We start from the raw sequence: 24,059 nt of genomic DNA, 5'->3' as shown, positions 1-24,059 counted from the left end.
GCAACACCCATGCTTCTCTCCGAAGACCACCTCGCCGTGCAGGACGCCATCCGCGCCTACGTGCAGGCCGAGATCGCCCCCCATGCCGCGGCCTGGGACAAGCAACACCATTTCCCCGCCGAGCAGCTCAAGGGCCTGGCCGCGCTGGGCTGCTACGGCGTGGCCGTGCCCACCGAATGGGACGGCGCCGGGCTGGACTACCTGGCGCTGGCCGTCATCCTGGAGGAGATCGCCGCCGGCGACGGCGGCACCAGCACGGTCGTCAGCGTCAACAACTGCCCGGTCTGCTCCATCCTGATGAGCTTCGGCAACGCCGACCAGAAGGCCCGCTTCCTCAAGCCCCTGGCGCGCGGCGACATGCTGGGCGCGTTCTGCCTGACCGAGCCGCACGTCGGCTCCGAGGCCGGCGGCCTGAAGACCACCGCTGTTCGTGACGGCGACGACTACGTGCTCAACGGCGTCAAGCAGTTCATCACCAGCGGCAAGCACGGCGACGTGGCCATCGTCATGGCCGTCACCGACAAGGCCGCCGGCAAGAAGGGCATCAGCGCCTTCCTCGTGCCCACGGCCACGCCGGGCTACACGGTGGCGCGCATCGAGGAGAAGATGGGCCAGCACAGCAGCGACACGGCGCAGATCCTGTTCGAGAACTGCCGCGTGCCCGCCGCCAACCGGCTGGGCGACGAGGGCCAGGGCCTGAAGATCGCGCTGTCGGGCCTGGAGGGCGGGCGCATCGGCATCGCGTCGCAGGCGGTGGGCATGGCCCGCGCGGCCTTCGAGGCGGCGCTGCGCTACAGCCAGGACCGCGTCACCTTCGGCCAGCCCATCTTTCAGCACCAGGCGGTGCAGTTCAAGCTGGCCGACATGGCGACGCGGATCGAGGCCGCGCGCCAGCTGATCTGGCATGCCGCCAGCCTGAAGGACGCCGGCAAGCCCTGCCTGAAGGAAGCGGCCATGGCCAAGCTGTTTGCCAGCGAGATGGCGGAAAAGGTTTGCTCTGACGCAATCCAGATCCACGGCGGATACGGCTATCTTTCGGACTTCCCGGTCGAACGCATCTACCGCGACGTGCGCGTGTGCCAGATCTACGAGGGCACGAGCGAGGTGCAGAAGATCCTCATCGGAAGAGCTTTGTCCTGAACCCGGAGGTCCCGTCGATGTTTGCCAACCTGTCCATCGCCCAGCGTGTGGCGCTCTACCTGGGCCTGACGATTGCACTGCAGGTGCACGTGATCGCAGGCGTGCTGATGGGCATGCCCACCGGCTGGCTCATCGGCGGCAGCCTGGTGCTGGGCGGGCTGATCGCGTTCATCTACATCGACGGCGCCAAGAGCACCGGCGACTTCCTGCGCGACCTGATGGGCGGCGCCCAGCGCATGAGCGAGGGCGACCTGCGCGAGGACATCGTGCTGCGCGGCAACGCCAGCGCCCGGGCGGGCATGTCGGTGCTCGTGAAGCTGCAGGACACGCTGCGCAGCATGATGGGCACGCTGCGCGACGGTGCCGAGCAGGTCAACACGGCGGCCACCGAGATCGCCGCCGGCAACCTCGACCTGTCCCAGCGTACCGAGCAGGGCAGCGCCGACCTGCAGCAGGCCGCCAGCTCCATGCGCCAGATGACCGAGGCCGCCCGCCACAGCAGCGAGGCGATGGACGAGGCCAGCACGCTGGCGCAGGAGACGTCGGCGCAGGCGCGCCAGAGCGGCGCCGTGGTGCTCAACGCGGTGGACGCAATGAACGGCGTCAGCCAGAGCAGCCGCAAGATCGCCGACATCATCGGCGTCATCGACGGCATCGCGTTCCAGACCAACATCCTGGCGCTGAACGCCGCCGTGGAGGCCGCGCGGGCCGGCGAGCAGGGCCGCGGCTTCGCGGTCGTCGCGAGCGAGGTGCGTTTGCTGGCCGGGCGCAGCGCCGAGGCCGCGAAGGAGATCAAGTCGCTGATCAGTGCCAGCGTCGAGCAGGTGGATGCCGGCTCACGCCTCGTCAACGACGCCGGCACGCAGATGCAGGACGTCGTCGCCAACGTGGAGCGGGTGGCCCACCTCATCAAGGACGCCACCGAGCTGGCCCGCACGCAGAGCGCCGGGCTGCGCGAGATCGCCGACTCGGTGGACCGGCTGGACCAGTCCATGCAGCAGAACGCCGCGTTGGTGGAGGAGGGCGCCGCCGCGGCCGAGAGCCTGAAGTCCCAGGCCGGCCGGCTCAACGAGCTGGTGGGCCGCTTCAGGACCCGCTGAGCGAGCCGAACGCGCGGTCCAGCACCTCGCTGGACGCCACCAGCGCCTCGCGCTCGGCGCGGTCCATCACCGGCAGCGCGGCGGGCCGGGCGCCGCCCGCGCCCACCAGTGCCGGTAGCGACAGCGCGATGCCGTCGTCCTGCACGCGGCTGACCGGCAGCAGCCGCTGCTCGTCGTTGACGATGCAGCCGATCAGCTCCGCCGTCACCAGGCCGATGGCGTGGTTGGTGGCGCCCTTGCGGCGGATGACCTCGTAGGCCGCGCGGCGCACCGCCTGGGCCAGCGCCGGCTCCTCGTCCACGCGCCAGCCCGGCCAGTCGCGCAGCGCCACGCCGCCCACCCGCGCGGCCGACCACAGCGGCACCGACGAGTCGCCATGCTCGCCCACCACCAGCGCATGCACCGACTGCGGCGACACGCCCAGCTTCACCGCCAGCCGCTCGCGCAGCCGCGCCGTGTCCAGCAGCGTGCCGGTGCCGATGACGCGCTCCGGCGGCAGCCCGCTGGCCGCCTGCACGACGCGGGTCAGCACGTCCACCGGGTTGGTGACGACCAGCACGATGCCGGGGAAGCCCGCCAGCGCACGGCCGATGCCGGCGGCGATGCGGGCGTTGTCGCGCAGCAGGTCCAGCCGGCTTTCGTCCGGCCGGCCGTTGCGGCCCGCGGCCAGCACGACGATGTCGGCCTCGCGCATCTTCGCCAGCGGCACGGCGCGCACGTCGCAGGCCGGGTAGAAGGCCGCGCCGTCGGCCAGGTCCATGGCCTCGCCCTCGGCGACGTCGCCGCGCTGGTCGTTCAGCCAGAGTTCGCCGGCGTGGCCGGCCAGCAGGGTGGAGAACGCGACGCTGGTGCCAACCCAGCCCGTGCCGATGATGCCGATGCGTGCTTTCATGCGCCCAGTATGGATGCTCGCGGCCCTGGTTATCCTGCCGCCCCATGTACGCGACCTTCTTCGGCCTGCGGCAAGCGCCGTTCTCGATCGCGCCGGACCCGCATTACCTGTTCATGAGCGAGCGCCACCGCGAGGCGCTGGCCCACCTGCTGTACGGCCTGGACGGCGGTGGCGGCTTCGTGCTGCTGACCGGCGAGATCGGCGCCGGCAAGACCACCGTGTGCCGCTGCTTCCTGGAGCAGATCCCGGCGAACTGCAACGTCGCCTACATCTTCAACCCCAAGCTGACCGTCCACGAGCTGCTGCAGGCCATCTGCGACGAGTTCCACGTGGCCGTGCCGGCCGGCGCGCTGACGGTGAAGGACTACGTCGACCCGCTGAACGCCTTCCTGCTGGCCCAGCACGCGGCCGGGCGCAACAACGTGCTCATCATCGACGAGGCGCAGAACCTGTCGGCCGACGTGCTGGAGCAGCTGCGCCTGCTGACCAACCTGGAAACCAGCGAGCGCAAGCTGCTGCAGGTGGTGCTGATCGGCCAGCCGGAGCTGCGCGGCATGCTGGCGCGGCCCGAGCTGGAGCAGCTGGCGCAGCGCGTCATCGCGCGCTTCCATCTCGGTGCGCTGTCCGAGGCCGAGACGGCGCAGTACATCCGCCACCGCCTGGGCGTGGCCGGCCTGACCGGCGCGCTGCCGTTCGACGGCCGGGCGCTGCGCCTCATCCACCAGCTCACGCGCGGTGTGCCGCGCCGCATCAACCTGCTGTGCGACCGCGCGCTGCTGGGCGGCTATGCCGGCGGGCAGGCGCAGGTGGGCAGCGCCATCGTGCGCCAGGCGGCGGCCGAGGTGTTCGACACCCGCCCGGCCCGGTCGCGCCGGCGCGGGCTGCGGCCGGTGGCCATCGGCGTGGCCGTGGCGTCCGCGGCCATTGCCGGTGCGGGGCTGACCTGGGCGCTGCAGCAGCATTGGCAGGCCGGTCGCGCGCAGAAGGCGGCCGCCGTGGCGGCAGCGGCCTCCGCCGCCCCCGCCGCTCCAGCGCCGGCCAGCGCAGCCTCGGCCGCCGCGCCTGCTGCCAGTGCCGCCTCCCAGCCCGCGCCCGCCGCCAGCGCGCCCGAGCCGCTGCTGCTGGCCGACTGGGCGCCGCGCGACGGCGACGCCTGGGCCGCGCTGGCCCAGCGCTGGGGCCTGCCGCTGCCGCCCCAGGCCGACCCCTGCGCCACCGCGGCGCAGCGCGGCCTGCAGTGCTACCGCAGCGGCAACGGCAGCCTGTCGCTGATCCGCCTGATGGACCGCCCCGTGCTGCTGACGCTGCAGCGCCCGGGCCAGCCCGCCGCGCTGGCCGCGCTGGTGGGGCTGGACGGCCCGCACGCCACGCTGCTGGTGGAGGGCCGGCCGCGCCGCGTCGCGCTGGCCGAGCTGGCGCCGGCCTGGCGTGGCGAGTTCACGACCTTCTGGCGCGTGCCGCCGGGCTACGCCAGCCGCAGCGAGAGCATGGGCCCGCTGCGCGACTGGATGGCGGCGCAGCTGGCAGGCGTTGCGGGCGCGTCCGCGCCGGCCCAGCGGCCCAGCCTGGCCGAGCTGACGCGCCAGGTGCAGGCCTTCCAGGCCAGCCAGGGCCTGCAGCCGGACGGCCGCGTGGGCCCCGTCACGCTGATGCAGATCAACCGCGCCGCCGGCGTGCCCGAGCCGCATCTCGACGCGGCGCGCTGAACGCGAGAGACCACCATGTCCTACATCCTCGACGCCTTGCGCCGTGCCGAAGCCGACCGTGAACGCGAGCGCGGCCAGGTGCCGGGCCTGCACAGCGCGGCCCCGGCGACCGGTGCCGCGACGGCCGCCCGCCCGCGCCGCTGGCTGCCGTGGGCCGGCGCGGGCCTGCTGTTGCTGGCCGGCATCGGCGCCGGCAGCTGGTGGGCCGGTGTGCCGCGCGACGCGGCCCTGCCGCCGCCCCCCGCCGCGCCGCTGCCCGCAGCCCCGGCGCCTGCGCCTGCGCCGGTCGCGCAGCCTGCACCCGTACCCGCCCCGGTGCCGTCGGCCCCGCCGGCCTCGCCCTATCTGCCACCCGCGCCGGTGCCCATGCCCGTGACCGCCACGCCGGCGCCCACCCCGCAGATGGCCGCGCCCGCGTCGGCCGCCGAAGCACCCGTGCCGCGGCTGGCCGAGCTGCCCGAGAACGTGCGCCGCGAGCTGCCCAAGCTGGTCATCAGCGGCTCGGTCTACTCGGACGACCCGGCCAGCCGCTTCGTCATCATCAACGGCGAGGTCATGCGCGAGGGCGGCAAGCCCGGCGCCGACCTGGTGCTGGAGAAGATCGCCCCGCGCGAGCTGGTGCTGCGCTTCAGGGGGCAGCGCTACCGGCAGCCGGTCTGAGCGGCAGAGCCGGCGGGCGTTCGCGCAGCGTCAGCGTGGCGGCCGGCGCCGGCTGCGGGCAGCGCACCGTCAACTCGGCCACGGGCCGGCCGTCGACGACCGGGCGGGGATGGTGCAAGCCCAGCATGGCCGCCCGCCATCACTGGATGGCGGACGCCCAGCGCCCGAAGCGCGGCGCCAGGCGCCAGCCGTCCTCGCCCAGCCAGTCGGCCGCCACCAGCACATGGTGGGCGCGGCCGATGAGCCGTTCGCGCGGCACGGTGCCGATGAAGCGCGAGTCCTCGCTGTTGTCGCGGTTGTCGCCCAGCATGAAGTAGTGGCCGGGCGGCACGGTGAACTCGTCCACGTCGCGCCGCGCCGCCAGCGCCGGCAGCCATTGCACGGCGTGCGGGTGGCCGGCCAGGTTCTCGGTCTGGCGTACGGCGTCCACCACCCAGCCGGGCGCCACCGTCTCGCCCTGCGTGCGGGCGCCGTCATAGGCCAGCGGCTGGCGGTTCAGCAGCACGACGTTGCCGTGCATCGCGACGCGGTCGCCCGGCAGGCCCACGACGCGCTTGATGAGCCGCGTGCCATCCTTGGGCGAGCTGAACGTGACGACGTCGCCGCGGCGCGGCTCATCGAGGTGCAGCAGCACGACGTCGGTCAGCGGCAGCTTGAGGTCGTAGGCCAGCCGGTTGACGAGTACCACGTCGCCCTCCAGCAGCGTGGGCCGCATGGAGGCGGTCGGGATGGGGTTCCAGTCCGCCACGGCGGTGCGGAACACCGCCAGGCCCAGCAGGAACACGAGGAAGCCGCGATTGGCCTTGAGGGTGCGCAGGAGGTTCTTCATGCCGCGCATGCTGCGCGCGCCGCGGCGCCGGCGCGGAGCCCGGCGGGCGAATGGCCGGCCGGAGCGCATGGACGGCAGCCGGCGTGTGCCGGCGGCCCTCGGCGCCGCTGGCTGGCGCGGCTGCGGTTCAGGCCGGCGGGTCCTTGGCCCGCGTGCGCGACACGGCGGTCATGATGCCGATGCCAGCGACGATGAGGCAGGCGATGGCCACGTAGGTGACCGCCAGGCCCGCGGTGAGCAGCGCCCAGGCGATGCCGCCCAGCAGCACCGCCAGTCCCAGGATGTAGAGCGCGAACGACATGGTGCCTCCGTGTCTGTCGTGTGTCGGCCGACTCTAGGCCGCGGTGGGGCGGGCGCCGGTCGGACGGGCGTGCGGGTGGGCGTAGGCAGCTTCCTACCGGGATTGCTGGCCTGCACCGGCAGGGCAGGGCGCACGCGCTGGCTATCGTGCGGCCATCTCAGCGACTTCGGGGACGCCGGCATGTTCAGGAATTCGACGCGGTCACCGCTCATCGGCCTGGTGTTGTGGCTGGCGGTGACCTTCGTGGCCGCGGCGGCGGGCGCCATTGCGTCCATGGATGCGCCGGCGTTCTATGCGCAGCTGGACAAGCCGGGCTGGGCGCCACCGGCGTGGCTGTTCGGGCCCGTGTGGACGGTGCTGTACCTGCTGATGGGGGTGGCTGCCTGGCTGGTGTGGCGGGAGCGGCCCTCGCAGCGTGCGGACGGCGCGCTGGGCCTGTACCTGCTGCAACTGGGGCTCAACGCGCTGTGGTCCTGGCTGTTCTTTGGCTGGCGCCAGGGCGCACTGGCGATGGTGGACGTGGTGCTGCTGCTGGCGCTGGTGGCCATCACGGCCGCCGCGTTCTGGCGCATCCGGCCGCTGGCCGGCGGGCTGCTGCTGCCCTACCTCGCCTGGGTGGGATTCGCATCGGTGCTGACCTGGGCCGTCTGGCAGCGCAACCCCGGCCTGTTGTAAGAGGGCGGGGCTGCGGCCGAGTCGCCGCCGGGACCCCCGACGGTAAACTGCCCCGATGCCCCATCTGCTCGCCCTCGACAGCTCCACCGACACGATGGCCCTGGCCCTTGTGACGCCGGGGCGGACGGAGGTGTTCGAGGCGGCGGGCGGTGCCCAGGCCTCGGCGCGCATGCTGCCCGAGATCCAGGCGCTGCTGGCCGGCGCCGGGCTGACGATGGCACAGCTGGACGCGGTCGCGTTCGGCCAGGGCCCTGGCGCCTTCACCGGCCTGCGCACGGCCTGCGCCGTCGCCCAGGGCCTGGCCTTCGGGCTGGGCAAGCCCGTGCTGGCCGTCGACAGCCTGATGCTGGTGGCCGAGGACGCCCGCGCCCAGGGCGCCGGCGACGACGTCTGGGTGGCGATGGACGCCCGCATCGGCGAGATCTACGCGGCGCGCTATCACTGGGAGCGCGGCGCCTGGCAGGTGGTCGAGGCGCCGGCGCTGTACGCGCCCGACGCGCTGGCCGCCCACTGGGGCCGGCCGGCCGCCGTGGCCGGCACGGCGCTGACCGAGTACGCCGCCGCGTTGGGCGCGCTGCCCGATGGGGTGAGGGCGTGGCCGCAGGCCCGCTCCCGGGCGGCCGCCCTGGGTGCGCTGGCACTGGCCGCCTGGCAGCGCGGCGAGACGCTGGACGCCGCGGACGCGCTGCCCGTCTATGTGCGCGACAAGGTGGCGCTGACGACGGCCGAGCGCGAGCAGAAGGCCCTGGCGTCATGAGTGCCCAGCTGGACCGGGCCCAGCCGCCCTGGGAGGCCGGCGGTATGCGCGTGCCCGACCTGACCGAGGTCATGGCCATCGAGCGCCAGGCCTACCCGGTACCGTGGACGCATGGCAACTTCGTCGACTCGCTGGCCGCCGGCTACCCGGCCGAGGTGCTGCGCGGCCCGCGGGCTCAAGCCCACGCCGGGCCGCCCCAAGTGGGCTTGACCCCCTTGGGGGGCGGGCCGGGCGTAGCCCGGCCTTGGGGGCATTCGGAACTGTTGGGCTACTGGGTGGCGATGCCCGGCGTGGACGAGCTGCATCTGCTCAACATCACCGTCGCGCCGGCCTGGCAGGGGCGCGGCCTGGCCGTCGTCATGCTGGACCGCCTCGTGGCCGCCTGCCGTCAGCGCGGGCTCACGCAGCTGTGGCTGGAGGTGCGCGTCAGCAACGCGCGGGCGCGCGAGGTCTATCGCCGCTACGGTTTCGCCGAGGTTGGCAAGCGCCGCGCCTACTACCCGGTGACCGAGGGGCCGCGCGAGGACGCCGTGCTGATGAGCCTGATGGTGGCGGCATGACGTGGGACGAGCGCCAACGGGCCATGCTGGCCGAGATGGGCTTCCGGCTGCCGCCGCGCATCGCCGAGGCCACCGCTGATGACGCCGCGCCGGTGGCCGACGTCGCCGTCATGGAGCGCCCCGCGGCGCCTGCGCCTGCGTCGGCACCCGTCCCGGCCGTGGCGCGTGCCCCGACGCCGGTGGCCGCGCCCGTGGCTGCCGCCGCGCCCCGCGTCGCCGCGCCCGTGCCGGCGAGCTTCGCAGGCCTGGACGGTGCCGCGCTGCGCGAGGCCGTCGCCACCTGCCGCGCCTGCGGCCTGTGCGAGCAGCGCCGCCACGCCGTCTATGGCAGCGGCGCCGTGCAGCAGGCACAGTGGCTGGTCGTCATGGACCCGCCGGACGAGGCCGACGACGCGGCCGGCGACGCGCTGGGCGGCGACGCCGGCCGCCTGCTGGACCGCATGCTGCTGGCCGCCGGCCACTCGCGCCTGGGCGATGCCGCCACGGCCTTCGTGACGCCCATCGTCAAGTGCCGCCCGCCGCGCGGCCGCGCGCCGCAGCCGGCCGAGCTGGACGCCTGCGAGGCCGTGCTGACCCGCCAGGTCGAACTGCTGCGGCCCCGCCTCGTGCTGGCCATGGGCCTGCAGGCCGCACGCCGGCTCACGGGCCTGGCCGAGCCGCTGGGCAGGCTGCGCGGCCGCGTGCACCGGTGGCAAGGGCTGCCGGTGGTGGTGACCTACCCGCCGGCCTACCTGCTGCGCTCGCCGGCCGACAAGGCCGGCGCCTGGGACGACCTGCGCCTGGCCCTGCGGACGACGGCGTGAACGTGCGCAACGACGCCGAACTCGAACGCCAGGCGCTGGACGCGGCGCGTTTTCGCATGCTGGCCGACCACGTGCCGGCCTGGATCGCGCTGTACGGCGCGGCGGATCACCGCTGCCTGTTCGCGAACCGCGGCTATGCCGAGGCCTTCGGGCTGACGCAGGCATCCATCATTGGCCTGCATTTCCGCGAGATCGTCGGCGCGGCCGCGTACGAGCAGGTACGGCATTGGGTGGATGAGCTGGTGCGCGAGCTGCGGCCGGTGGTCTATGAGCGCGAGCTGGTGCAGCCGGGTGGCGAGTGGGCCTGCCTGGAGATCCACCTGATCCCGCAGTTCGACGAGGCCGGCGTGCTGATGGGCAGCTGGGTGCTGGTCTATGACATCACGCGCCATCGCCTGGCCGAGCGGCGCCTGCGCGAGTCGGAGGCGCGGCTGCACAAGTTCATGCAGGCGACGGTGGAGGGCATCCTCTTTCACCGTGACGGCCTCATGACCGATGTGAACCAGCGCCTGTGCGCGATGACGGGCTGGCCGGCGGAGGCGCTGATCGGCCAGCATGTGCTGTCGTACGTGGTCGACGATGAGCTGTCCAAGGTGCGCGAGGTGATGCTGCAGGCGCAGGAGCTGCGCTACGAGACGGCCATCAAGCACCGCGACGGCGCGCGCATCCCGGTGGAGCTCATCATGCGCACCATCGAGCATGACGGCGAGAAGCTGCGCATGGCGGTCGTGCGCGACATCAGCGACCGGCTGGACAGCGAGGCGCGCATCCAGTACCTGGCCCACCACGACGCGCTGACAGGCCTGCTCAACCGCGCGGCCTTCATGGAGCGCATGGGCGGCTTCCTGAAGCGCGCCGAACGCCGCGGCGAGTTGCTGGCGCTGCTGTTTGTCGACCTGGACAACTTCAAGCGCGTCAACGACTCGCTGGGTCACCTCGAAGGTGATCAGGTGCTGACGACGGTGTCCGAACGCCTCGTCGGCGCGCTGCGCGGCAGCGACCTCGTGGGTCGTTTCGGCGGCGATGAGTTCGTTGTGCTGCTGACCGACCTGGCCAGCCGCGCCGACATCATCGTCGTGCTGGAGGCGCTGCTGTCCGTCGTCGAGGTGCCGGTGAAGGCCGATGGCCGGGCGCTGTCCGTCACGCCGTCCATCGGCGTAGCCGTGTTCCCCGACGACGGCCGCCATGCGGACGAGCTCATCCAGCATGCCGACACGGCGATGTACCGGGCCAAGGCGCGTGGCCGCGCGACCTACCAGTTCTTCGAGCCGGCGCTGGCTGAGACGGCCTATGCCGACCTCGTGCTGGAGGACGAGCTGGCTCAGGGCCTGACGCGCAACGAGTTCGAGCTGTTCTTCCAGCCGCAGGTGGAGGCGACGACGGGCCAGCTCTCCGGCGCCGAGGCGCTGCTGCGCTGGCGCCACCCGCAGCGCGGGCTGCTCAGCCCCGACGCGTTCATCTTCGTCGCCGAGCGCCACCGCCTGATGCTGGCGCTGGGCGAGTGGGTCATGCGCGAGGCGGCCGCCACGGCGCGGCGCTGGCGCGAGCAGGGCATCACGCAGGGCCACGGGCCCATGCGCATCGCCATCAACCTGTCGCGCATGCAGTTCAACCTGGACGGCTTTGCCGACACCGTGAAGCGAGTGCTGGAGGAGTCCGGCGCCAAGGGCCAGTGGCTGGAGCTGGAGCTGACCGAGCGCATGCTCATCGAGGACATCGAGCACGCGCCCGCCACGCTGGCGCAGCTGCGCGCCATGGGCCTGACCGTGTCGGTGGACGATTTCGGCACCGGCTACACGTCGCTGGCCCACCTGACCGAGCTCCCGCTGGACAAGCTGAAGATCGACCAGAGCTTCACCGCCCGCCTGCCCGACGACGTCGGCGCGCAGGCCATCACGCGCGCCATCGTCCAGATGGCCGTGGGCCTGGGCCTGACCGTCACCGCCGAAGGCGTGCGCAGTGCCGCGCAGTGGCAGCTGCTGGCCGCCTGGGGCTGCCAGCAGTTCCAGGGCGAGCTGGTCGGCGCGCCGATGTCGGCCGGTGATTTCGAGGCCTGGGTCAGGGCGCGCTGAGGCGGCCGGCGAGAATGGCCCATGTCCGCGCCTGACCTCTCCTCGCCCCTGACCGCGCTGATCCGCCAGTCCATCGCTGGCGCCGGCGGCTGGCTGCCGTTCGACCGCTTCATGGCCATGGCCCTGTACGAGCCGGGCCTGGGCTACTACACCGGCGGCCGGCGCAAGTTCGGCATGCTGCCGTCGCAGGGTTCGGACTTCGTCACCGCGCCCGAGATGTCGCCGCTGTTCGGCCGCGCGCTGGCCCGCCAGGTCGCGCAGGCGCTGCGCGCCAGCGGCTGCACCGACGTGATGGAGTTCGGCGCCGGCTCCGGGGCGCTGGCCGCGCACCTGATCGCCGAGCTGGACGCGCTGGGCGCCGGCCTGCTGCGCTACCGCATCGTCGAGCTGTCGGCCGAGCTGCGCGAGCGCCAGCGCGAGCGGCTGGCCGCTTGGGGCGACCGCGTCGAGTGGCTGGACGCGCTGCCCGAGCACATCGACGCGGTCGTCGTCGGCAACGAGGTGCTGGACGCCATGCCCGTGCAGCTGATCGCGTTCGACGGCCAGACCTGGCGCGAGCGCGGCGTCGTCGTGGCCGGCGAGGGCTTCGCGTTCGCGGACCGCGACAGCATGCTGCGCCCGCCGCTGCAGGAATCGGGGCACGGCGGCTTCGTGCCCGACACCGTCACCGAGATCCACCCGCAGGCCGAGGCCTTCATGCGCACGCTGGCGCGCAAGCTGCGGCGCGGCGCAGCCTTCTTCATCGACTACGGTTTCCCCGAGGCCGAGTACTACCACCCGCAGCGCCGCGGCGGCACGCTGATGTGCCACCAGGGCCACCTGGCCGACGCCGACCCGCTGGTGGCCGTGGGCGACAAGGACATCACGGCGCACGTCAACTTCACCGGCATCGCGCTGGCCGGGCAGGACGCCGGCCTCGTCGTGCTGGGCTACACCAGCCAGGCCAACTTCCTGCTCAACTGCGGCATCGCCGAGCTGCTGCAGGGCGCCAGCCTCGGCGAGCGCGCGATGGCGCACCGGCTGCTGGCCGAGCACGAGATGGGCGAGCTGTTCAAGGTGGTGGGCTTCGCGCCGCTGAATGCGCCGTTCGACGCCGTGGGATTCGAGCGCGGAGACCGGTCCCACAAACTCTGAAGGAGTGCGGGCATGAAGGCCTGGTGGTTGCTGCTGCTGTGTGCGCCAGCGCTGGCGCAGGACCTGAACGCCGGCCGGCAGCTGGCCGCCACCTGCGCCAGCTGCCACGGCACGCACGGCCGGCCGCGCGGCACGGCCATGCCGCCGCTGGCCGGCATGAAGGCCGACGTGATGCTGGAGCTGCTGGCCGACTACCGCAGCGGCCGCCAGCCGGGCACCGTGATGCCGCAGATCGCCAAGGGCTACACCGAGGAGCAGCTGCGCCTCGTGGCGGCCTATTTCTCGTCACTGCCCGCCGCGCAGGCCAGGCCATGATCGGGCGCCGTCAGCTGGTTGCCGCCGGCGGCCTCGCGCTGGCCGGTTGCGCAACGACCCGCAGAACCGCGCGGCTGGGCCGCGTCGTCGTCGTGGGCGGCGGCTTCGGCGGTGCGACGGCCGCGCGCTACCTGAAGCTGTGGGGCGGCGCCGATGTCGACGTGATGCTGGTGGAGCGTCGTGAGGGCTTCATCTCCTGCCCGATGTCCAACCTCGTCATCGCCGGCGTGCGCGAGCCGCTCAGCATCGCCTACGGCTACGCGGGCCTGGAGGCGCAGGGCGTGCAGCGCGTGCGCGGCGACGTCGTCGCCATCGACCCCGTGGGCAAGACCGTGCGGCTGGCCGGCGGCGACACGCTGGGCTGGGACCGCCTCATCCTCGCCCCCGGCATCGGCTTCACGCTGGATGGCATCCCCGGCCTCGCCGCCGCCTACGACAGCGGCCGCGCCGTGCATGCGTGGCAGGCCGGCGCGCAGACGCTGGCGCTGCGCCGCCAGCTGGCCGACCTGCCGGACGGCGGCGTCGTGCTGATGAGCATCCCCAAGGCGCCGTACCGCTGCCCGCCCGGGCCGTACGAGCGCGCCTGCTTGATCGCGTCCTTCCTGCGCCGGGCCAAGCCGCGGGCCAAGCTGCTGGTGCTGGACGCCAACCCCGAGGTGCAGAGCAAGAAGGCGCTGTTCGAGCGCGCATTCGCCCAAGCCCATGCCGGCGTGCTGGAGTACCGGCCCAATGCCGAGTTGAAGGAAGTGGCCGGCGACGTCGCGCGCTTCGAGTTCGAGGATGTGAAGGCCGACGTGCTGAACCTGATCCCGCCGCAGCGCGCGGGCGACCTGGCCCGGGACTTTGCCAACGTGAACCGCCGCTGGGTGGGCGTGGACTGGCTGACGATGCAGGCGCAGGTGGCACCGGGCGTGCACGTGGTGGGCGACGCGCTGATGTCCGCGCCCGGCATGCCCAAGTCGGGCCACCTCGCCAACCAGCAGGCCAAGGTGGCCGCGGCGGCCGTGCTGGCGCTGCTGAGGGGCGAGGCGGTGAACCCGGCGCCCGTGGTGATGAACACCTGCTACAGCTTCACGACGCCGACCGAGGCCATGCACGTGGCGTCGGTGCACCAGTACGACGCCGCCGAGAAGACGATGAAGCCGGTGCCCGGCGCGGGCGGCGTGTCGGCGGCGGCCAGTGTTCAGGAGGCCGCGTTCGCGCTGGACTGGGCCGAGAACATCTGGGCCGACACCCTCGCGTTGTGACTTACCAGCTGCCCGTGTTGGGCATCGACGCCCACGGCTCGGCCGGTGCCAGCGCGGGGCCGCGCTGCAGCAGCTCGATGGAGATGCCGTCGGGCGAGCGCACGAAGGCCATGCGGCCGTCGCGCGGCGGGCGGTTGATGAGCACGCCGTGGTCGACGAACTTCTGGCAGGCGGCGTAGATGTCGTCCACCGCGTAGGCCAGGTGGCCGAAGTTGCGGCCGCCGGTGTAGACCTCCGCGTTGCCGTCGGCGTCGGGCCAGTTGTAGGTCAGCTCGACCTGGGCGTCCTCGTCGCCCGGGGCGGCCAGGTAGACCAGCGTGAAGCGGCCGGCCTCGTGTTCGGAGCGCTTGACCTCCACCAGCCCGAGGGCGTCGCGGTAGAACTTCATCGAGGCGTCCAGGTCATGGACGCGGACCATGGTGTGCAGGTATTTCATGGCCCGGATTGTCCCGCTACAGCGTGTCCCGCACGCGCCAGGGGTTGCTGGCGGCCGTGTCCGGCGGGCGCAGCCGCAACTGGCGGATCCACGCCGGGCAGCGGCCGTCGCCCTGGCCCGTGAAACCGCCGGACGGCGCGCACAGGTAGCGGCCGTCGGCGTCGTAGGCCTTGTTGAACTGGTCGCAGCACAGGGCCATGTGCAGGTAGACGATCTGGCCGTCCGGCCCCACGTGCGCCGTCATGCGGGCCAGCGCCTGCGCGTCGACCCGGCCGGCCGCGAGCAGGTTCTCGTGCACGACGAACTCGGGCTCGGGCGCGGCGGGCTTGTCGACGCTGCTGCAGCCGCTGACGAGCAGTGCGGCCGCGAGGGCGGCCATCCGCAGCAAATTGGCGCTAAACGGGCGGTAATGCATGGCCGCGCAGTATGCCGATAACTTCAATAGTCCAGCCACTCCATCGGCGCCACCAGCGCGCCGCCGCGGATGCGCTCCAGCGTGCCGGTCAGCACATCGATGTTGTTGTCGAAGCTGCCGTGGCTGGCGGCGATCTGGTCGCCGGTCTTGGTCGTGCGCACCTTGGGCGTCGTCACGCGGTTCAGCAGCGCGCCGGCCGGCCACAGCTTGAGCCAGGCCCGGACGTCCTGCTGTGCCTGCGTGGCCCACTGGTCGCCGGACCATATCGGGTCTGCCGGCACCAGCGCCCGCTCCATGCCCAGCAGCGGCTGCTTGCGGATGTCGTCCAGCGCGCGCGACACGAGGTACAGCAGCGACTTGCCGTAGATGTCGCGCTCGGCGTCGGGCAGGCCGTCGGCGCGCTCGTTGGCGTCGGTCAGCACATGCAGCCGCAGGGATTGCAGCGACAGCACGCCGGCCTGGTGCGCGGCGCCATAGTGCTGCACGGCAAAGCCGCTGGAGCAGGCCGCGGCGTACAGCTCGCAGCTGGCCGCCTGCACCGGCGCCGGCCCGGCCAGGCGGCCCAGCAGGTGGCCCAGCAGGATGGAGCCGGCGGAGTGGCCGATGAGGTGGATCTCCAGCGTCTTGCCGCTCTTGGCCAGCGTGTCGCGAAGCTCGCGCAGCATGTCGGCGGCCAGGTCCAGCACGTGGTCGTCGGTGGCGCCGCCGGCGGCGTTCTCGCGCATCTCGCTCCAGATACCGCGCGCGAACTGGCGGCCCACGGCCTCGATGGCGCGGTCCTTGGCCTCGGCGGCGGCCTCGCGCAGGCGGTCCAGCCAGCCCTCGCTGCGGTCGCCGGCGATGACGCGGTGCTTCAGGTCCTCCAGCATGTCCTTCAGCGTCTCCACCGGGCCGGTCTTCCACGTGAAGAACAGCGGGTAGATGCCGTTGGCGAGGAAGTAGGGTGCCAGCACGCGGATGCGCTGGATGGAGGCCAGCTCGGAATTCAGCCCGCCGTGGGCGTAGAGGGCCAGCTTGACGGTCTTGTCCTTGCTGCCCTTGAACCAGGCGGTCGGGCGCTCGACGACGATCTCGCGGGCCAGGCCTGTGCGGTCGTTGCGGGCGCGCGTGAAGTCGGTGGACATCAACTGCCCGTCGTTGCCCGACACCAGCGTGTGCGTGTAGGCCTCGTCGGTGCGCAGCGGCTGGTAGGGCTTGTGCGTGAACGTGTGGTTGACGGGCCAGGGGTCGTCGCGCGGGTTGTCGCCCTGGCACAGCGTGCCGGCTACATCGGCCAGGCCGCGGCCGGCCATCACGCGGAAGCCGCTGGCCGCGGCACGGGCGGCGGCCTTGGCGCCGCGCGTGCCCTTGGCGGGCGGGGCCGGGCGCGAGGTCAGGTCCGACAGGTCCTGCGGCACGCCCAGGGCCACGGCCCAGGCGTCGGTGCCGTTGGTCACCCAGTCTTCATACGGCAGCACGGCGAAGCCGCTGGCACCCCAGCCGGTGCCCCAGCTGTTCTGCACGACGAAGCCGCGCTCGTTGAATCCGACCAGCGCGAACGCGTGGCCGCCGGTCTTCTGCGTCATGCCGGCGATGCGGGGCAGCTTGTCGTGGCTGGCGGGCAGGGGAGCCGGGTCCAGCGCCCAGCCGTCGTGCACATCGGCCGACACGTAGACGGCACCGATCTCGTAGATGGCCGATTGCATGTCGACGACGCTCTTCTTCTCGACGCGGTAGTACACGCCCAGCGGGCGGCGCGTGGCGTCCTCATCCCAGCCGGCGAGGGGCCGCTGGAAGACGCCGGCGCCGTTGTCGTCCAGCGGGTAGGGCCACAGCGTGGACGAGCACACGCCGTGCTTGTGCCAGCCCTTGAGCGCGCCACGGCAGGAGGAGCCTTCGTAGTCCTGGCCGGGCCACTCGTCGTAGAGCTTGGCCAGCTCGTAGAACATGCGCGGGCTGACCGGGTCGGGCATCTGGCTGCGCGGCGCGCCGAGATGACGCAGCCAGTACAGGTAGTTGGTCACGCAGGCCAGGCCGAAGCCGGTGCAGGCGCCCTCGTTGCCCTGGTTGAGGATGCGGCCCGACTTGACGTAGGCCGGCAGCAGCTTCTTCAGGTCGGCGTCCAGCGGCCAGCGCGCGGGCAGCGAGCGCAGCGGCGCGCGGTACATGAGGTCGCGCAGGTCCAGCCGGTCGGGGCGGGCGTCGAGCTTGGGGGTGGGGGCGGTGTTCGCGGCCGGCTTCTTGGCGGCGGTCTTCGCGGGGGCTGCAGGCTTGCGGGTCTTGGTGGCCATGGTCATCTCCTGTGATCGGCGGATGATGACCCGCCGGCGCAGGCGCGAACAAGCTCGCCTGCCCCGGCGATCCCCATGTTGAAGGACGTCAGCCCAGCGGCGCGATGCCCAGCCAGGCCGCGTGTGCCCAGAACGCGAAGAAGGCCCACAGCGCCGCACCCGCGACGACAGTGGCCGCGCTGCCCGCCACGGTCGGTGTCGCGGTGGCCGGCGCCGGCCGGCGGCGCGCGGCGCGGAACACGAGGATGGACCAGACCAGGAAGCTGCCGAACAGCATCACGTCGGCCAGCGTGTTGTTGGCGATCAGGTGGGCGAAGGCCCAGACCTTCACCGACAGCGTCATCGGGTGCTGCAGCTTGGCCTTGAAGTGGTTGCGCGGCACGTAGGCCGCGGCCATCAGCACCATGGCCACCAGCATTAGCGCCGCGGCGCCGTGGTTCATGCCGCGGATGGCCGGCCACAGCACGACGGGCTGCTGGCGCGCCAGCGAGTAGCCCCACAGGATCAGCACGAAGCCGGTCAGCGAAACCACCGTGTAGAAGCCCTTCCAGCCCATCGCGCCCAGCCGGGCGATGCGGGCCTCGCGCCAGCGCGGCGCAACGGCGCGGGTCAGGTGGATGCCGAGGAAGAGGGCGAGGCCGAGGGCCAACCAGGTCATGTCGGGAATCTCCGTGAGGCTAGGTCTGTCGGTCCACGCGCAGCGCGAGGACCACCGAACTGTTGGTGCGCAGCACGCCGTCGATGTCGCCGATCTCGTCGAGCAGCGCGTCGAGCCGGGCCGTAGTGTCGGCGCGCAGCAGCGCCATGTAGTCGAACTCACCGCTCACGCTGGCGAGCTGGCGCAGCTCCGGCAGTTCTGATAAGCGCTTCACGACCTCGCGCCCGGCCTTGGGGCTGACAGTGATGCCGACGAAGGCCTGCACGCTGCGCCCGGCTTCGTCGCCCCCCAGCCGCGCCGTGTAGCCCACGACGCGCCCGCTGGCCTCCAGCCGCGCCAGCCGCGCGACGACGGTGGTGCGCGCCACGCCCAGCTTGCGCGCCAGCGTGGCCGTGCTGTCGCGTGCATTGGCCTGCAGCAGCAGGATCAGCCGGCGGTCCAGGTCGTCGGTCGAGGAGGGCGGATTTACCCGTGTTTCATCCATAACGGCGAATCATCCCGTCGATTCGACGAATCCGCAATTGCTTTCGTCGAAACATCGCTTTCTTTCGTCATCGCCTCTGCCTAGAGTGCGGCCCAACGCAAACACAGCCTGGAGCCCCTCATGAAGATCGCCCTGCTCGGCGCCGGCCACATCGGCCAGACCATCGCCCGCCTGCTGCACGCCACCGGCGACTACCAGGTCACCGTGCTCGACAAGAACGCCGGCTACCTGAAGGTGCTGGCCGACGAGGGCATCGCCACGGCCGAGGTCGACAGCGACAACCGCGGCGCGCTGGCCGCCCAACTGCGCGGCAAGGACGCCGTCGTCAACGCGCTGCCCTACCACCTGGCCATCACTGCGGCCGAGCTGGCGCTGGAATGCGGCTGCCACTACTTCGACCTGACCGAAGACGTGGCCGCCACCAAGGCCATCAAGCAGATGGCCGAAGGCGCCCGCACCGCGTTCATGCCCCAGTGCGGCCTGGCCCCCGGCTTCATCGGCATCGTCGCCCACCACCTGGCCAGCGGCTTCGACACCGTGCGCGACGTGCAGATGCGCGTCGGCGCGCTGCCCGCCTTCCCGACCAACGCGCTGAAGTACAACCTGACCTGGTCGGTCGACGGCCTGATCAACGAGTACTGCCACCCCTGCGAAGCCATCCACGAGGGCGACACCATCGCCGCGCTGCCGCTGGAGGGCCTGGAGCACTTCAGCCTGGACGGCACCGAGTACGAGGCTTTCAACACCTCCGGCGGCCTGGGCACGCTGTGCGAAACCTGGGCGGGCAAGGTGCGCAACCTCGACTACAAGACCGTGCGCTACCCCGGCCACCGCGACCTGATGCAGTTCCTGCTGGGCGACCTGGGCCTGAAGGGTGACCAGGAGAACCTGAAGGCCATCATGCGCAAGAGCATGCCGGCCACCATGCAGGACGTGGTGCTGGTTTTCGTAACCGTGTCGGGCATGAAGAACGGCGTGCTGCTGCAGGAAGTGTTCGCCCGCAAGATCTTCGCCACGCGTGACGGCGTCCAGCCGCTGTCGGCCATCCAGATCACCACCGCCGCCGGCATCTGCGCCGCGGTGGACCTGTTCCGCGAAGGCAAGCTGCCGCAGAAGGGCTTCGTGCGCCAGGAACAGGTGGCACTGCCCGACTTCCTGGCCAACCGTTTCGGCTCGGCCTACCAGCAAAGCCGTCAGGTCGAGTCCATCTCCTGAGCAGAATGCGGACCATGAAGCAACAAGCCCATTCCGTTCTCGACGCCCTGGGCGTCCACCTCCCGCCCGCGGGTGACCTGACCGTGCGCTCGCCCATCGATGGCAGCGTGCTCGCCCAACTGCCCACGGCCAGCACCGCCGAAATGCAAGCCGCCGTCGGCCGCGCGCACGAGGCCTTCAAAGCCTGGCGCGTCGTGCCCGCCCCGAAGCGCGGCGAGCTCGTGCGCCTGTTCGGTGAAGAGCTGCGCGCCCACAAGGCGCAACTCGCGCAGCTGGTGTCCCTCGAAGCCGGCAAGGTGACGAGCGAAGGCCTGGGCGAAGTCCAGGAAATGATCGACATCTGCGAGTTCGCCGTCGGTCTGTCGCGCCAGCTGCATGGCCTGACCATCGCCAGCGAGCGCCCGGGCCACCGCATGATGGAGCAGTGGCTGCCCCTGGGTGTGGTGGGCATCATCTCGGCCTTCAACTTCCCCGTGGCCGTGTGGGCCTGGAACTCGGCCCTGGCCCTGGTGGCCGGTGACGCCTGCGTGTGGAAGCCGTCCGAGAAGACGCCGCTGACCGCGCTGGCCACCCAGGCCTTGTTCGAGCGCGCCGTGAAGGCCTACCGCGCCGCCGGCCATGCCGCGCCGGACGGCCTGTCCGAACTCGTCATCGGCCGCGCCGACGTGGGCGAGGCCATGGTGGACGACGCCCGCGTGGCGCTGGTCTCCGCCACCGGCTCCACCCGCATGGGCCGCGCCGTCGGCCCGCGCGTCGCCGCGCGCTTCGGCCGCTGCCTGCTGGAACTGGGTGGCAACAACGCCATCATCGTCACGCCCAGCGCTGACCTCGAACTGGCCGTGCGCGGCATCCTGTTCGGCGCCTACGGTACGGCCGGCCAGCGTTGCACGACGACCCGCCGCGTCATCGCGCACGAAAGCATCCACGATGCGCTGGTCGAGCGCCTGGACCGCGCCCGCGCCCAGCTGCCCATCGGCTCGCCGGTGGAAGCCGGCACGCTGATTGGCCCGCTGATCGACGCGCAGGCTTTTGACGCGATGCAGTTCGCCCTCAGCGCCGCGCGCGAGCAAGGCGGCACGGTGTCCGGTGGCGAGCGTGCGCTGGCCGACCGCTTCCCCGAGGCCTACTACGCCGTGCCCGCGCTGGTGCGCATGCCGTCGCAAACCGAGGTGGTGTGCCACGAGACCTTCGCGCCCATCCTGTACACGCTGAAGTACAAGACGCTGGACGAGGCCATCGCGCTGCAGAACGGCGTGCCGCAAGGCCTGTCGAGCGCCATCTTCACGACCGACATCCGCGAGGCCGAGGCCTTCATGAGCGCGTCGGGCAGCGACTGCGGCATTGCCAACGTCAACATCGGCACGTCCGGTGCCGAGATCGGCGGTGCCTTCGGCGGCGAGAAGGAAACCGGCGGTGGCCGCGAGAGTGGCTCTGACGCCTGGAAGGCCTACATGCGCCGCACCACCAACACGGTGAACTACTCCAGCGAACTGCCGCTGGCGCAGGGTGTGAAGTTCGATATTTGAAGAAGTTCTTCGCAAGCCTGAAAAACCAGGCTATACTGCGAGGCTCCTGAAAGCCCAGGTGGCGGAATTGGTAGACGCACTAGTTTCAGGTACTAGCGGGTAACTCCGTGGAGGTTCGAGTCCTCTCCTGGGCACCAAAACAAAAAGACAAAAGGCCAGCACGAAAGTGCTGGCCTTTTTGCTTTTTGGTGCCCAGGAGAGGACTCGAAAGGCGTGTCGACGAGGACCGAGGACAAGCCGGTGGCTTGTCCGACGCCTCGACGAAGGCGACGCGCCCTTGGCGCGGTGCCGGCCGCCGGGGTCGCCGGAGGTGACCGAGTCCCCGCTGAATGGCCCTCGATGGGCCGTTCAGCGTGTGGCGGCGGCAACCGAATCCGCGGCGGGAGCGCCGAACCAGCGCTCCTCAAACTCTGCAGCACTGACTCCCTTCCCAAACCACCACCCCTGCCCCCAATCACACCCCATCGCTCTCAAAGCAAGCATCTGCGCCTCGGTCTCCACCCCTTCGGCGACCACCTCCATGCCCAGCTCATGCGCCATCGTCACGATGGCCCGGCACAGTGCCAGCGCCTTGCCGCCATCCGCCAGCCCGGCGACGAAGCTGCGGTCGATCTTCACCGTGTCGATCTCGTGGTGCTGCAGATAGCTCAGTGACGAGTAGCCCGTGCCGAAGTCGTCCAGCGAGATCGACAGCCCGGCGGCGCGCAGCGCGCGCAGCCGGCTGGCGACGGCTTCGTCGCGTTCCAGCAGCAGGCCTTCGGTGATCTCCACCGCCAGCGCGTCGCCGTTCAGGCCCATGTCGCGCAGGTGGCGGGCCCAGTCCGGCTGCACGCGGTGGCTGCGTTCGCCGAGGAACTGCACCGGCGACTTGTTGATGCTGATCTGGAAGCCCGTCTGCCCCGCCGCGCGCCAGGCCTGCGCCCGGGCCGCGGCCTCGCGGAACACCCAGTCGCCGATGTCGACGATGAGGCCGGTGGCCTCGGCAATGGGGATGAACTGCACGGGGCTCACATCGCCCAGCTGCGGATGCCGCCAGCGCAGCAGCGCCTCGGCCTTGCGCGGCGGCGCGGCCGGGTCGCGCAGAGACAGCATGGGCTGGTAGACCAGGCTGAACTGCGCCAGCCGCAGCGCCTCGCGCAACTCGGTTGCCAGTCGCGCGCGCCGCTGCGCCGCCTCGTGCAGTGCCGGCGTGAACAGGCTCATGCGGTTGCGGCCCGCGCCCTTGGCCTCGTACAGCGCCAGGTCGGCGTGCTTGAACAGCGCCTCGATCTCCAGCCCGTCGCGCGGTGACAGGCTCACGCCCACGCTGGCCGACACGTACACCCGCTCGCCCGCCACCTCGAAGGCTTCCGACAGCGTCTGCAGCAGCTCATGGCCCACGCGCTGCGCCTCGATGCCGGCATCGGCCGCGGTCAGCAGCACGGTGAATTCGTCGCCGCCCATGCGCGCCACGACGCCGCCCCCCGGCACGCAGCCCTGCAACCGCTGGGCGACCTGTATCAACAGTGCGTCGCCCGCGTCGTGGCCCAGCGAGTCGTTGACCTCCTTGAAGTGGTCCAGGTCCACGAACATGACGGCCAGCTCCCCGCCGCGCAGCGAGCGCTGCGCCAGCGCGCGCTCGATGCGCTCGCGCAGCGAGCGGCGGTTGGGCAGGCCGGTCAGCGTGTCGACGCGGGCCTGCTGCCACACCAGCGCCTCCTGGCGCTTGCGGTCGGTGATGTCGGTGTGCGTGCCCACCATGCGCAGCGGCCGGCCGTCCGTGTCGCGAGTGATGACCATGCCGCGGCTCAGCACCCATTTCCACGTGCCGTCCTTGGCCTGCACGCGGTGCTCGTTGCGGTAGACGGGCGTGCGGCCGGCGAAATGGTCTTCGCGGTCGCGCGCCATCTGCGCCAGGTCGTCGGGGTGGGTGCGCGCATCGAAGGCCTCGGGCGTGGCCTCCACGTCGCCGGGCTCGAAACCGTACAGCCGCAGGTAACGATCGGAAAAATATTCGACGCCGGCCTGCACATGCCAGTCCCACACGCCGTCGCCGCTGCTCTCCAGCGCCAGCTTCCAGACGGCGTCGGCCTCGTTCAGCCGCAGCTCGGCCGCGCGCTGCGCCGCCACATCGATGTGCGTGCCCAGCCACAGCGGCGAGTCCGGCAGGCGCTGCGCCTGCGCGCGCACCCAGGTGTGGCCCAGCCGGTACTCCATCTCGAAGCGGCCCGTCTGCTGCGCCGCGGCCCAGGCGGCGGTGAACGCAGCGCGGTCGTCCTCGTGCAGGCAGCCCGCGAGCGGCAGCGGCAGCGCGGGGCGGTTCAGTGCCTCGGCCAGGCGCGCGTTCATCCACAGCAGGCGTCCCTGCGCATCGGCTTTCCAGACCTGTTGCGGCAGGGCGTCCAGCAGCGAGGCAAAGTGCACGGGCGGAGGCATTGGCGATGAACACTGGGCTCTGCCCCGACTGTATGCGCCACAATCGCGCCCGCCCGAGTCGTTCGGGCGCGCTTTTGAACGAGACCCCCCGCATGAACAAGACCGATCTGATCGAACACCTGGCCGCCAAGCACGAGCTGAGCAAGGCCGAAGCCGGCCGCATCCTCGAGACGCTGCTGGACGCCGTCGTCACCACCGTCAAGAAGGGCGGCGCGGTGTCGATCCCCGGCTTCGGCTCCTTCAAGCAGCATGCCCGCGCTGCCCGCAACGGCGTGAACCCCAGCACCGGCGCCAAGATCAAGATCGCCGCCGCCAAGCTGCCCAAGTTCACCCCGGGCGCCGGCTTCAAGGCCGCCGTGGACCCCAAGGCCGCTGCCAAGAAGGCCGCTGCCAAGCCGGCCGCCAAGCCCGCAGCCAAGCCGGCCGCCAAGGCCAAGAAGAAGTAAGGT

At 71.8% G+C, this 24,059-nt stretch carries 24 protein-coding genes and 1 tRNA gene; 16 read left to right on the top strand and 9 right to left on the bottom strand.

The annotated features are described in order from the left end of the window. Positions 1–9: 9 nt before the first annotated feature. Together ACG04Q_RS01780 and ACG04Q_RS01775 are read left to right on the top strand one after the other, a co-directional pair. Positions 10–1,140: an acyl-CoA dehydrogenase family protein gene (locus ACG04Q_RS01780; RefSeq protein ID WP_394509092.1), complete on the top strand. Its 1,131-nt coding sequence runs from the start codon at positions 10–12 to the stop codon at positions 1,138–1,140. 17 nt (positions 1,141–1,157) lie between these two features. Then, the gene (locus ACG04Q_RS01775) at positions 1,158–2,240 is read left to right on the top strand and encodes a methyl-accepting chemotaxis protein (RefSeq protein ID WP_394509091.1); all 1,083 of its coding nucleotides are present in this window, start codon (positions 1,158–1,160) and stop codon (positions 2,238–2,240) included. Here ACG04Q_RS01775 and ACG04Q_RS01770 read toward each other — a convergent pair. Beyond that, entirely contained in the window at positions 2,227–3,132 is a 906-nt protein-coding gene (locus ACG04Q_RS01770) for a lactate/malate family dehydrogenase (protein WP_394509090.1), read from the bottom strand. The two genes, ACG04Q_RS01775 and ACG04Q_RS01770, sit on opposite strands and share 14 nt — an antisense overlap. A 44-nt stretch (positions 3,133–3,176) precedes the next feature. Here ACG04Q_RS01770 and ACG04Q_RS01765 point away from each other — a divergent pair, with 44 nt between their 5' ends. Next, positions 3,177–4,838, top strand: a complete 1,662-nt coding sequence (locus ACG04Q_RS01765; RefSeq protein ID WP_394509089.1) for an ExeA family protein — start codon at positions 3,177–3,179, stop codon at positions 4,836–4,838. Positions 4,839–4,853: 15 nt separating this feature from the next. Beyond that, entirely contained in the window at positions 4,854–5,498 is a 645-nt protein-coding gene (locus tag ACG04Q_RS01760) for a general secretion pathway protein GspB (RefSeq protein WP_394509088.1), read from the top strand. 139 nt (positions 5,499–5,637) lie between these two features. On the opposite strand, the gene lepB is transcribed toward ACG04Q_RS01760, so the two are convergent. Then, positions 5,638–6,327: a signal peptidase I gene (lepB, locus tag ACG04Q_RS01755; protein WP_394509087.1), complete on the bottom strand. Its 690-nt coding sequence runs from the start codon at positions 6,325–6,327 to the stop codon at positions 5,638–5,640. 127 nt (positions 6,328–6,454) lie between these two features. Then, entirely contained in the window at positions 6,455–6,628 is a 174-nt protein-coding gene (locus ACG04Q_RS01750; protein WP_394509086.1) for a hypothetical protein, read from the bottom strand. A 180-nt stretch (positions 6,629–6,808) separates the two neighbouring features. On the opposite strand from ACG04Q_RS01750, the gene ACG04Q_RS01745 reads away from it, so the two are divergent. From ACG04Q_RS01745 to ACG04Q_RS01710, 8 genes are read left to right on the top strand one after another with little or no spacing between them, the layout of a single operon-like run. Then, complete coding sequence (locus ACG04Q_RS01745; protein ID WP_394509085.1) at positions 6,809–7,303, top strand: TspO/MBR family protein; 495 nt, start codon at positions 6,809–6,811, stop codon at positions 7,301–7,303. Positions 7,304–7,358: 55 nt separating this feature from the next. Beyond that, a complete protein-coding gene (tsaB, locus tag ACG04Q_RS01740) occupies positions 7,359–8,060 on the top strand; it encodes a tRNA (adenosine(37)-N6)-threonylcarbamoyltransferase complex dimerization subunit type 1 TsaB (protein WP_394509084.1) in 702 nt (233 codons plus the stop codon). Then, positions 8,057–8,620 (top strand): ribosomal protein S18-alanine N-acetyltransferase, encoded by a 564-nt coding sequence (gene rimI, locus ACG04Q_RS01735; RefSeq protein ID WP_394509083.1) that lies wholly within the window; start codon positions 8,057–8,059, stop codon positions 8,618–8,620. The genes tsaB and rimI overlap by 4 nt, the downstream gene beginning before the upstream one ends. Beyond that, positions 8,617–9,423, top strand: coding sequence for a uracil-DNA glycosylase (locus ACG04Q_RS01730; protein WP_394509082.1), 807 nt, complete (start codon positions 8,617–8,619; stop codon positions 9,421–9,423). The genes rimI and ACG04Q_RS01730 overlap by 4 nt, the downstream gene beginning before the upstream one ends. Then, positions 9,420–11,495 carry a putative bifunctional diguanylate cyclase/phosphodiesterase gene (locus tag ACG04Q_RS01725; RefSeq protein ID WP_394509081.1) on the top strand — a complete coding sequence of 692 codons (2,076 nt, stop codon included), beginning with the start codon at positions 9,420–9,422 and terminating at the stop codon, positions 11,493–11,495. The genes ACG04Q_RS01730 and ACG04Q_RS01725 overlap by 4 nt, the downstream gene beginning before the upstream one ends. A 21-nt stretch (positions 11,496–11,516) precedes the next feature. Next, positions 11,517–12,629 (top strand): class I SAM-dependent methyltransferase, encoded by a 1,113-nt coding sequence (locus tag ACG04Q_RS01720; RefSeq protein ID WP_394509080.1) that lies wholly within the window; start codon positions 11,517–11,519, stop codon positions 12,627–12,629. A gap of 12 nt (positions 12,630–12,641) precedes the next feature. Further along, positions 12,642–12,944: a c-type cytochrome gene (locus tag ACG04Q_RS01715; protein ID WP_394509079.1), complete on the top strand. Its 303-nt coding sequence runs from the start codon at positions 12,642–12,644 to the stop codon at positions 12,942–12,944. After that, positions 12,941–14,191, top strand: a complete 1,251-nt coding sequence (locus ACG04Q_RS01710) for an FCSD flavin-binding domain-containing protein (RefSeq protein WP_394509078.1) — start codon at positions 12,941–12,943, stop codon at positions 14,189–14,191. The genes ACG04Q_RS01715 and ACG04Q_RS01710 overlap by 4 nt, the downstream gene beginning before the upstream one ends. Before the next feature lies 1 nt (position 14,192). Here the strand turns inward: ACG04Q_RS01710 and ACG04Q_RS01705 are convergent, their stop codons facing one another. The 5 genes from ACG04Q_RS01705 to ACG04Q_RS01685 all read right to left on the bottom strand — a co-directional run bounded on the left by ACG04Q_RS01705 (position 14,193) and on the right by ACG04Q_RS01685 (position 18,454). Then, the gene (locus ACG04Q_RS01705) at positions 14,193–14,627 is read right to left on the bottom strand and encodes a VOC family protein (RefSeq protein ID WP_394509077.1); all 435 of its coding nucleotides are present in this window, start codon (positions 14,625–14,627) and stop codon (positions 14,193–14,195) included. A 16-nt stretch (positions 14,628–14,643) separates the two neighbouring features. Then, positions 14,644–15,006, bottom strand: a complete 363-nt coding sequence (locus ACG04Q_RS01700) for a DUF6970 domain-containing protein (protein WP_394509076.1) — start codon at positions 15,004–15,006, stop codon at positions 14,644–14,646. A gap of 59 nt (positions 15,007–15,065) precedes the next feature. After that, a complete protein-coding gene (locus ACG04Q_RS01695) occupies positions 15,066–17,312 on the bottom strand; it encodes a C1 family peptidase (RefSeq protein WP_394509075.1) in 2,247 nt (748 codons plus the stop codon). Positions 17,313–17,400: 88 nt separating this feature from the next. Then, the gene (locus tag ACG04Q_RS01690) at positions 17,401–17,970 is read right to left on the bottom strand and encodes an NnrU family protein (protein WP_394509074.1); all 570 of its coding nucleotides are present in this window, start codon (positions 17,968–17,970) and stop codon (positions 17,401–17,403) included. Positions 17,971–17,989: 19 nt separating this feature from the next. Beyond that, positions 17,990–18,454 carry an Lrp/AsnC family transcriptional regulator gene (locus tag ACG04Q_RS01685; protein WP_394509073.1) on the bottom strand — a complete coding sequence of 155 codons (465 nt, stop codon included), beginning with the start codon at positions 18,452–18,454 and terminating at the stop codon, positions 17,990–17,992. A gap of 120 nt (positions 18,455–18,574) precedes the next feature. Between ACG04Q_RS01685 and ACG04Q_RS01680 the strand changes: the two genes are divergently transcribed. The 3 genes from ACG04Q_RS01680 (at position 18,575) to ACG04Q_RS01670 (ending at position 21,332) form a co-directional block, all read left to right on the top strand. Next, positions 18,575–19,669 carry a saccharopine dehydrogenase family protein gene (locus ACG04Q_RS01680; RefSeq protein WP_394509072.1) on the top strand — a complete coding sequence of 365 codons (1,095 nt, stop codon included), beginning with the start codon at positions 18,575–18,577 and terminating at the stop codon, positions 19,667–19,669. A gap of 14 nt (positions 19,670–19,683) precedes the next feature. Beyond that, positions 19,684–21,195: an L-piperidine-6-carboxylate dehydrogenase gene (gene amaB, locus ACG04Q_RS01675; RefSeq protein WP_394509071.1), complete on the top strand. Its 1,512-nt coding sequence runs from the start codon at positions 19,684–19,686 to the stop codon at positions 21,193–21,195. Between the two features lie 52 nt (positions 21,196–21,247). Beyond that, a tRNA-Leu gene (locus ACG04Q_RS01670) sits at positions 21,248–21,332 on the top strand. 211 nt (positions 21,333–21,543) lie between these two features. Here ACG04Q_RS01670 and ACG04Q_RS01665 read toward each other — a convergent pair. Then, positions 21,544–23,598 carry a putative bifunctional diguanylate cyclase/phosphodiesterase gene (locus tag ACG04Q_RS01665; protein ID WP_394509070.1) on the bottom strand — a complete coding sequence of 685 codons (2,055 nt, stop codon included), beginning with the start codon at positions 23,596–23,598 and terminating at the stop codon, positions 21,544–21,546. 104 nt (positions 23,599–23,702) lie between these two features. Here ACG04Q_RS01665 and ACG04Q_RS01660 point away from each other — a divergent pair, with 104 nt between their 5' ends. Beyond that, positions 23,703–24,056 carry an HU family DNA-binding protein gene (locus ACG04Q_RS01660; protein ID WP_268168017.1) on the top strand — a complete coding sequence of 118 codons (354 nt, stop codon included), beginning with the start codon at positions 23,703–23,705 and terminating at the stop codon, positions 24,054–24,056. The last annotated feature ends 3 nt before the right edge of the window (positions 24,057–24,059 follow it).

The sequence above is a fragment of the Pelomonas lactea genome, from assembly GCF_043555885.1.
Classification (GTDB): domain Bacteria; phylum Pseudomonadota; class Gammaproteobacteria; order Burkholderiales; family Burkholderiaceae_C; genus Pelomonas; species Pelomonas lactea.
Note: the sequence above shows the minus strand (reverse complement) of the source record. Positions and strands in the feature narration are given on the sequence as shown.

Coding starts and splice junctions, on each gene's coding strand:
- ACG04Q_RS01780 (WP_394509092.1), top strand. CDS start 10: ATGCTTCTCTCCGAAGACCACCTCGCCGTGCAGGACGCCATCCGCGCC.
- ACG04Q_RS01775 (WP_394509091.1), top strand. CDS start 1,158: ATGTTTGCCAACCTGTCCATCGCCCAGCGTGTGGCGCTCTACCTGGGC.
- ACG04Q_RS01770 (WP_394509090.1), bottom strand. CDS start 3,132: ATGAAAGCACGCATCGGCATCATCGGCACGGGCTGGGTTGGCACCAGC.
- ACG04Q_RS01765 (WP_394509089.1), top strand. CDS start 3,177: ATGTACGCGACCTTCTTCGGCCTGCGGCAAGCGCCGTTCTCGATCGCG.
- ACG04Q_RS01760 (WP_394509088.1), top strand. CDS start 4,854: ATGTCCTACATCCTCGACGCCTTGCGCCGTGCCGAAGCCGACCGTGAA.
- lepB (WP_394509087.1), bottom strand. CDS start 6,327: ATGAAGAACCTCCTGCGCACCCTCAAGGCCAATCGCGGCTTCCTCGTG.
- ACG04Q_RS01750 (WP_394509086.1), bottom strand. CDS start 6,628: ATGTCGTTCGCGCTCTACATCCTGGGACTGGCGGTGCTGCTGGGCGGC.
- ACG04Q_RS01745 (WP_394509085.1), top strand. CDS start 6,809: ATGTTCAGGAATTCGACGCGGTCACCGCTCATCGGCCTGGTGTTGTGG.
- tsaB (WP_394509084.1), top strand. CDS start 7,359: ATGCCCCATCTGCTCGCCCTCGACAGCTCCACCGACACGATGGCCCTG.
- rimI (WP_394509083.1), top strand. CDS start 8,057: ATGAGTGCCCAGCTGGACCGGGCCCAGCCGCCCTGGGAGGCCGGCGGT.
- ACG04Q_RS01730 (WP_394509082.1), top strand. CDS start 8,617: ATGACGTGGGACGAGCGCCAACGGGCCATGCTGGCCGAGATGGGCTTC.
- ACG04Q_RS01720 (WP_394509080.1), top strand. CDS start 11,517: ATGTCCGCGCCTGACCTCTCCTCGCCCCTGACCGCGCTGATCCGCCAG.
- ACG04Q_RS01715 (WP_394509079.1), top strand. CDS start 12,642: ATGAAGGCCTGGTGGTTGCTGCTGCTGTGTGCGCCAGCGCTGGCGCAG.
- ACG04Q_RS01710 (WP_394509078.1), top strand. CDS start 12,941: ATGATCGGGCGCCGTCAGCTGGTTGCCGCCGGCGGCCTCGCGCTGGCC.
- ACG04Q_RS01705 (WP_394509077.1), bottom strand. CDS start 14,627: ATGAAATACCTGCACACCATGGTCCGCGTCCATGACCTGGACGCCTCG.
- ACG04Q_RS01700 (WP_394509076.1), bottom strand. CDS start 15,006: ATGGCCGCCCTCGCGGCCGCACTGCTCGTCAGCGGCTGCAGCAGCGTC.
- ACG04Q_RS01695 (WP_394509075.1), bottom strand. CDS start 17,312: ATGGCCACCAAGACCCGCAAGCCTGCAGCCCCCGCGAAGACCGCCGCC.
- ACG04Q_RS01690 (WP_394509074.1), bottom strand. CDS start 17,970: ATGACCTGGTTGGCCCTCGGCCTCGCCCTCTTCCTCGGCATCCACCTG.
- ACG04Q_RS01685 (WP_394509073.1), bottom strand. CDS start 18,454: ATGGATGAAACACGGGTAAATCCGCCCTCCTCGACCGACGACCTGGAC.
- ACG04Q_RS01680 (WP_394509072.1), top strand. CDS start 18,575: ATGAAGATCGCCCTGCTCGGCGCCGGCCACATCGGCCAGACCATCGCC.
- amaB (WP_394509071.1), top strand. CDS start 19,684: ATGAAGCAACAAGCCCATTCCGTTCTCGACGCCCTGGGCGTCCACCTC.
- ACG04Q_RS01660 (WP_268168017.1), top strand. CDS start 23,703: ATGAACAAGACCGATCTGATCGAACACCTGGCCGCCAAGCACGAGCTG.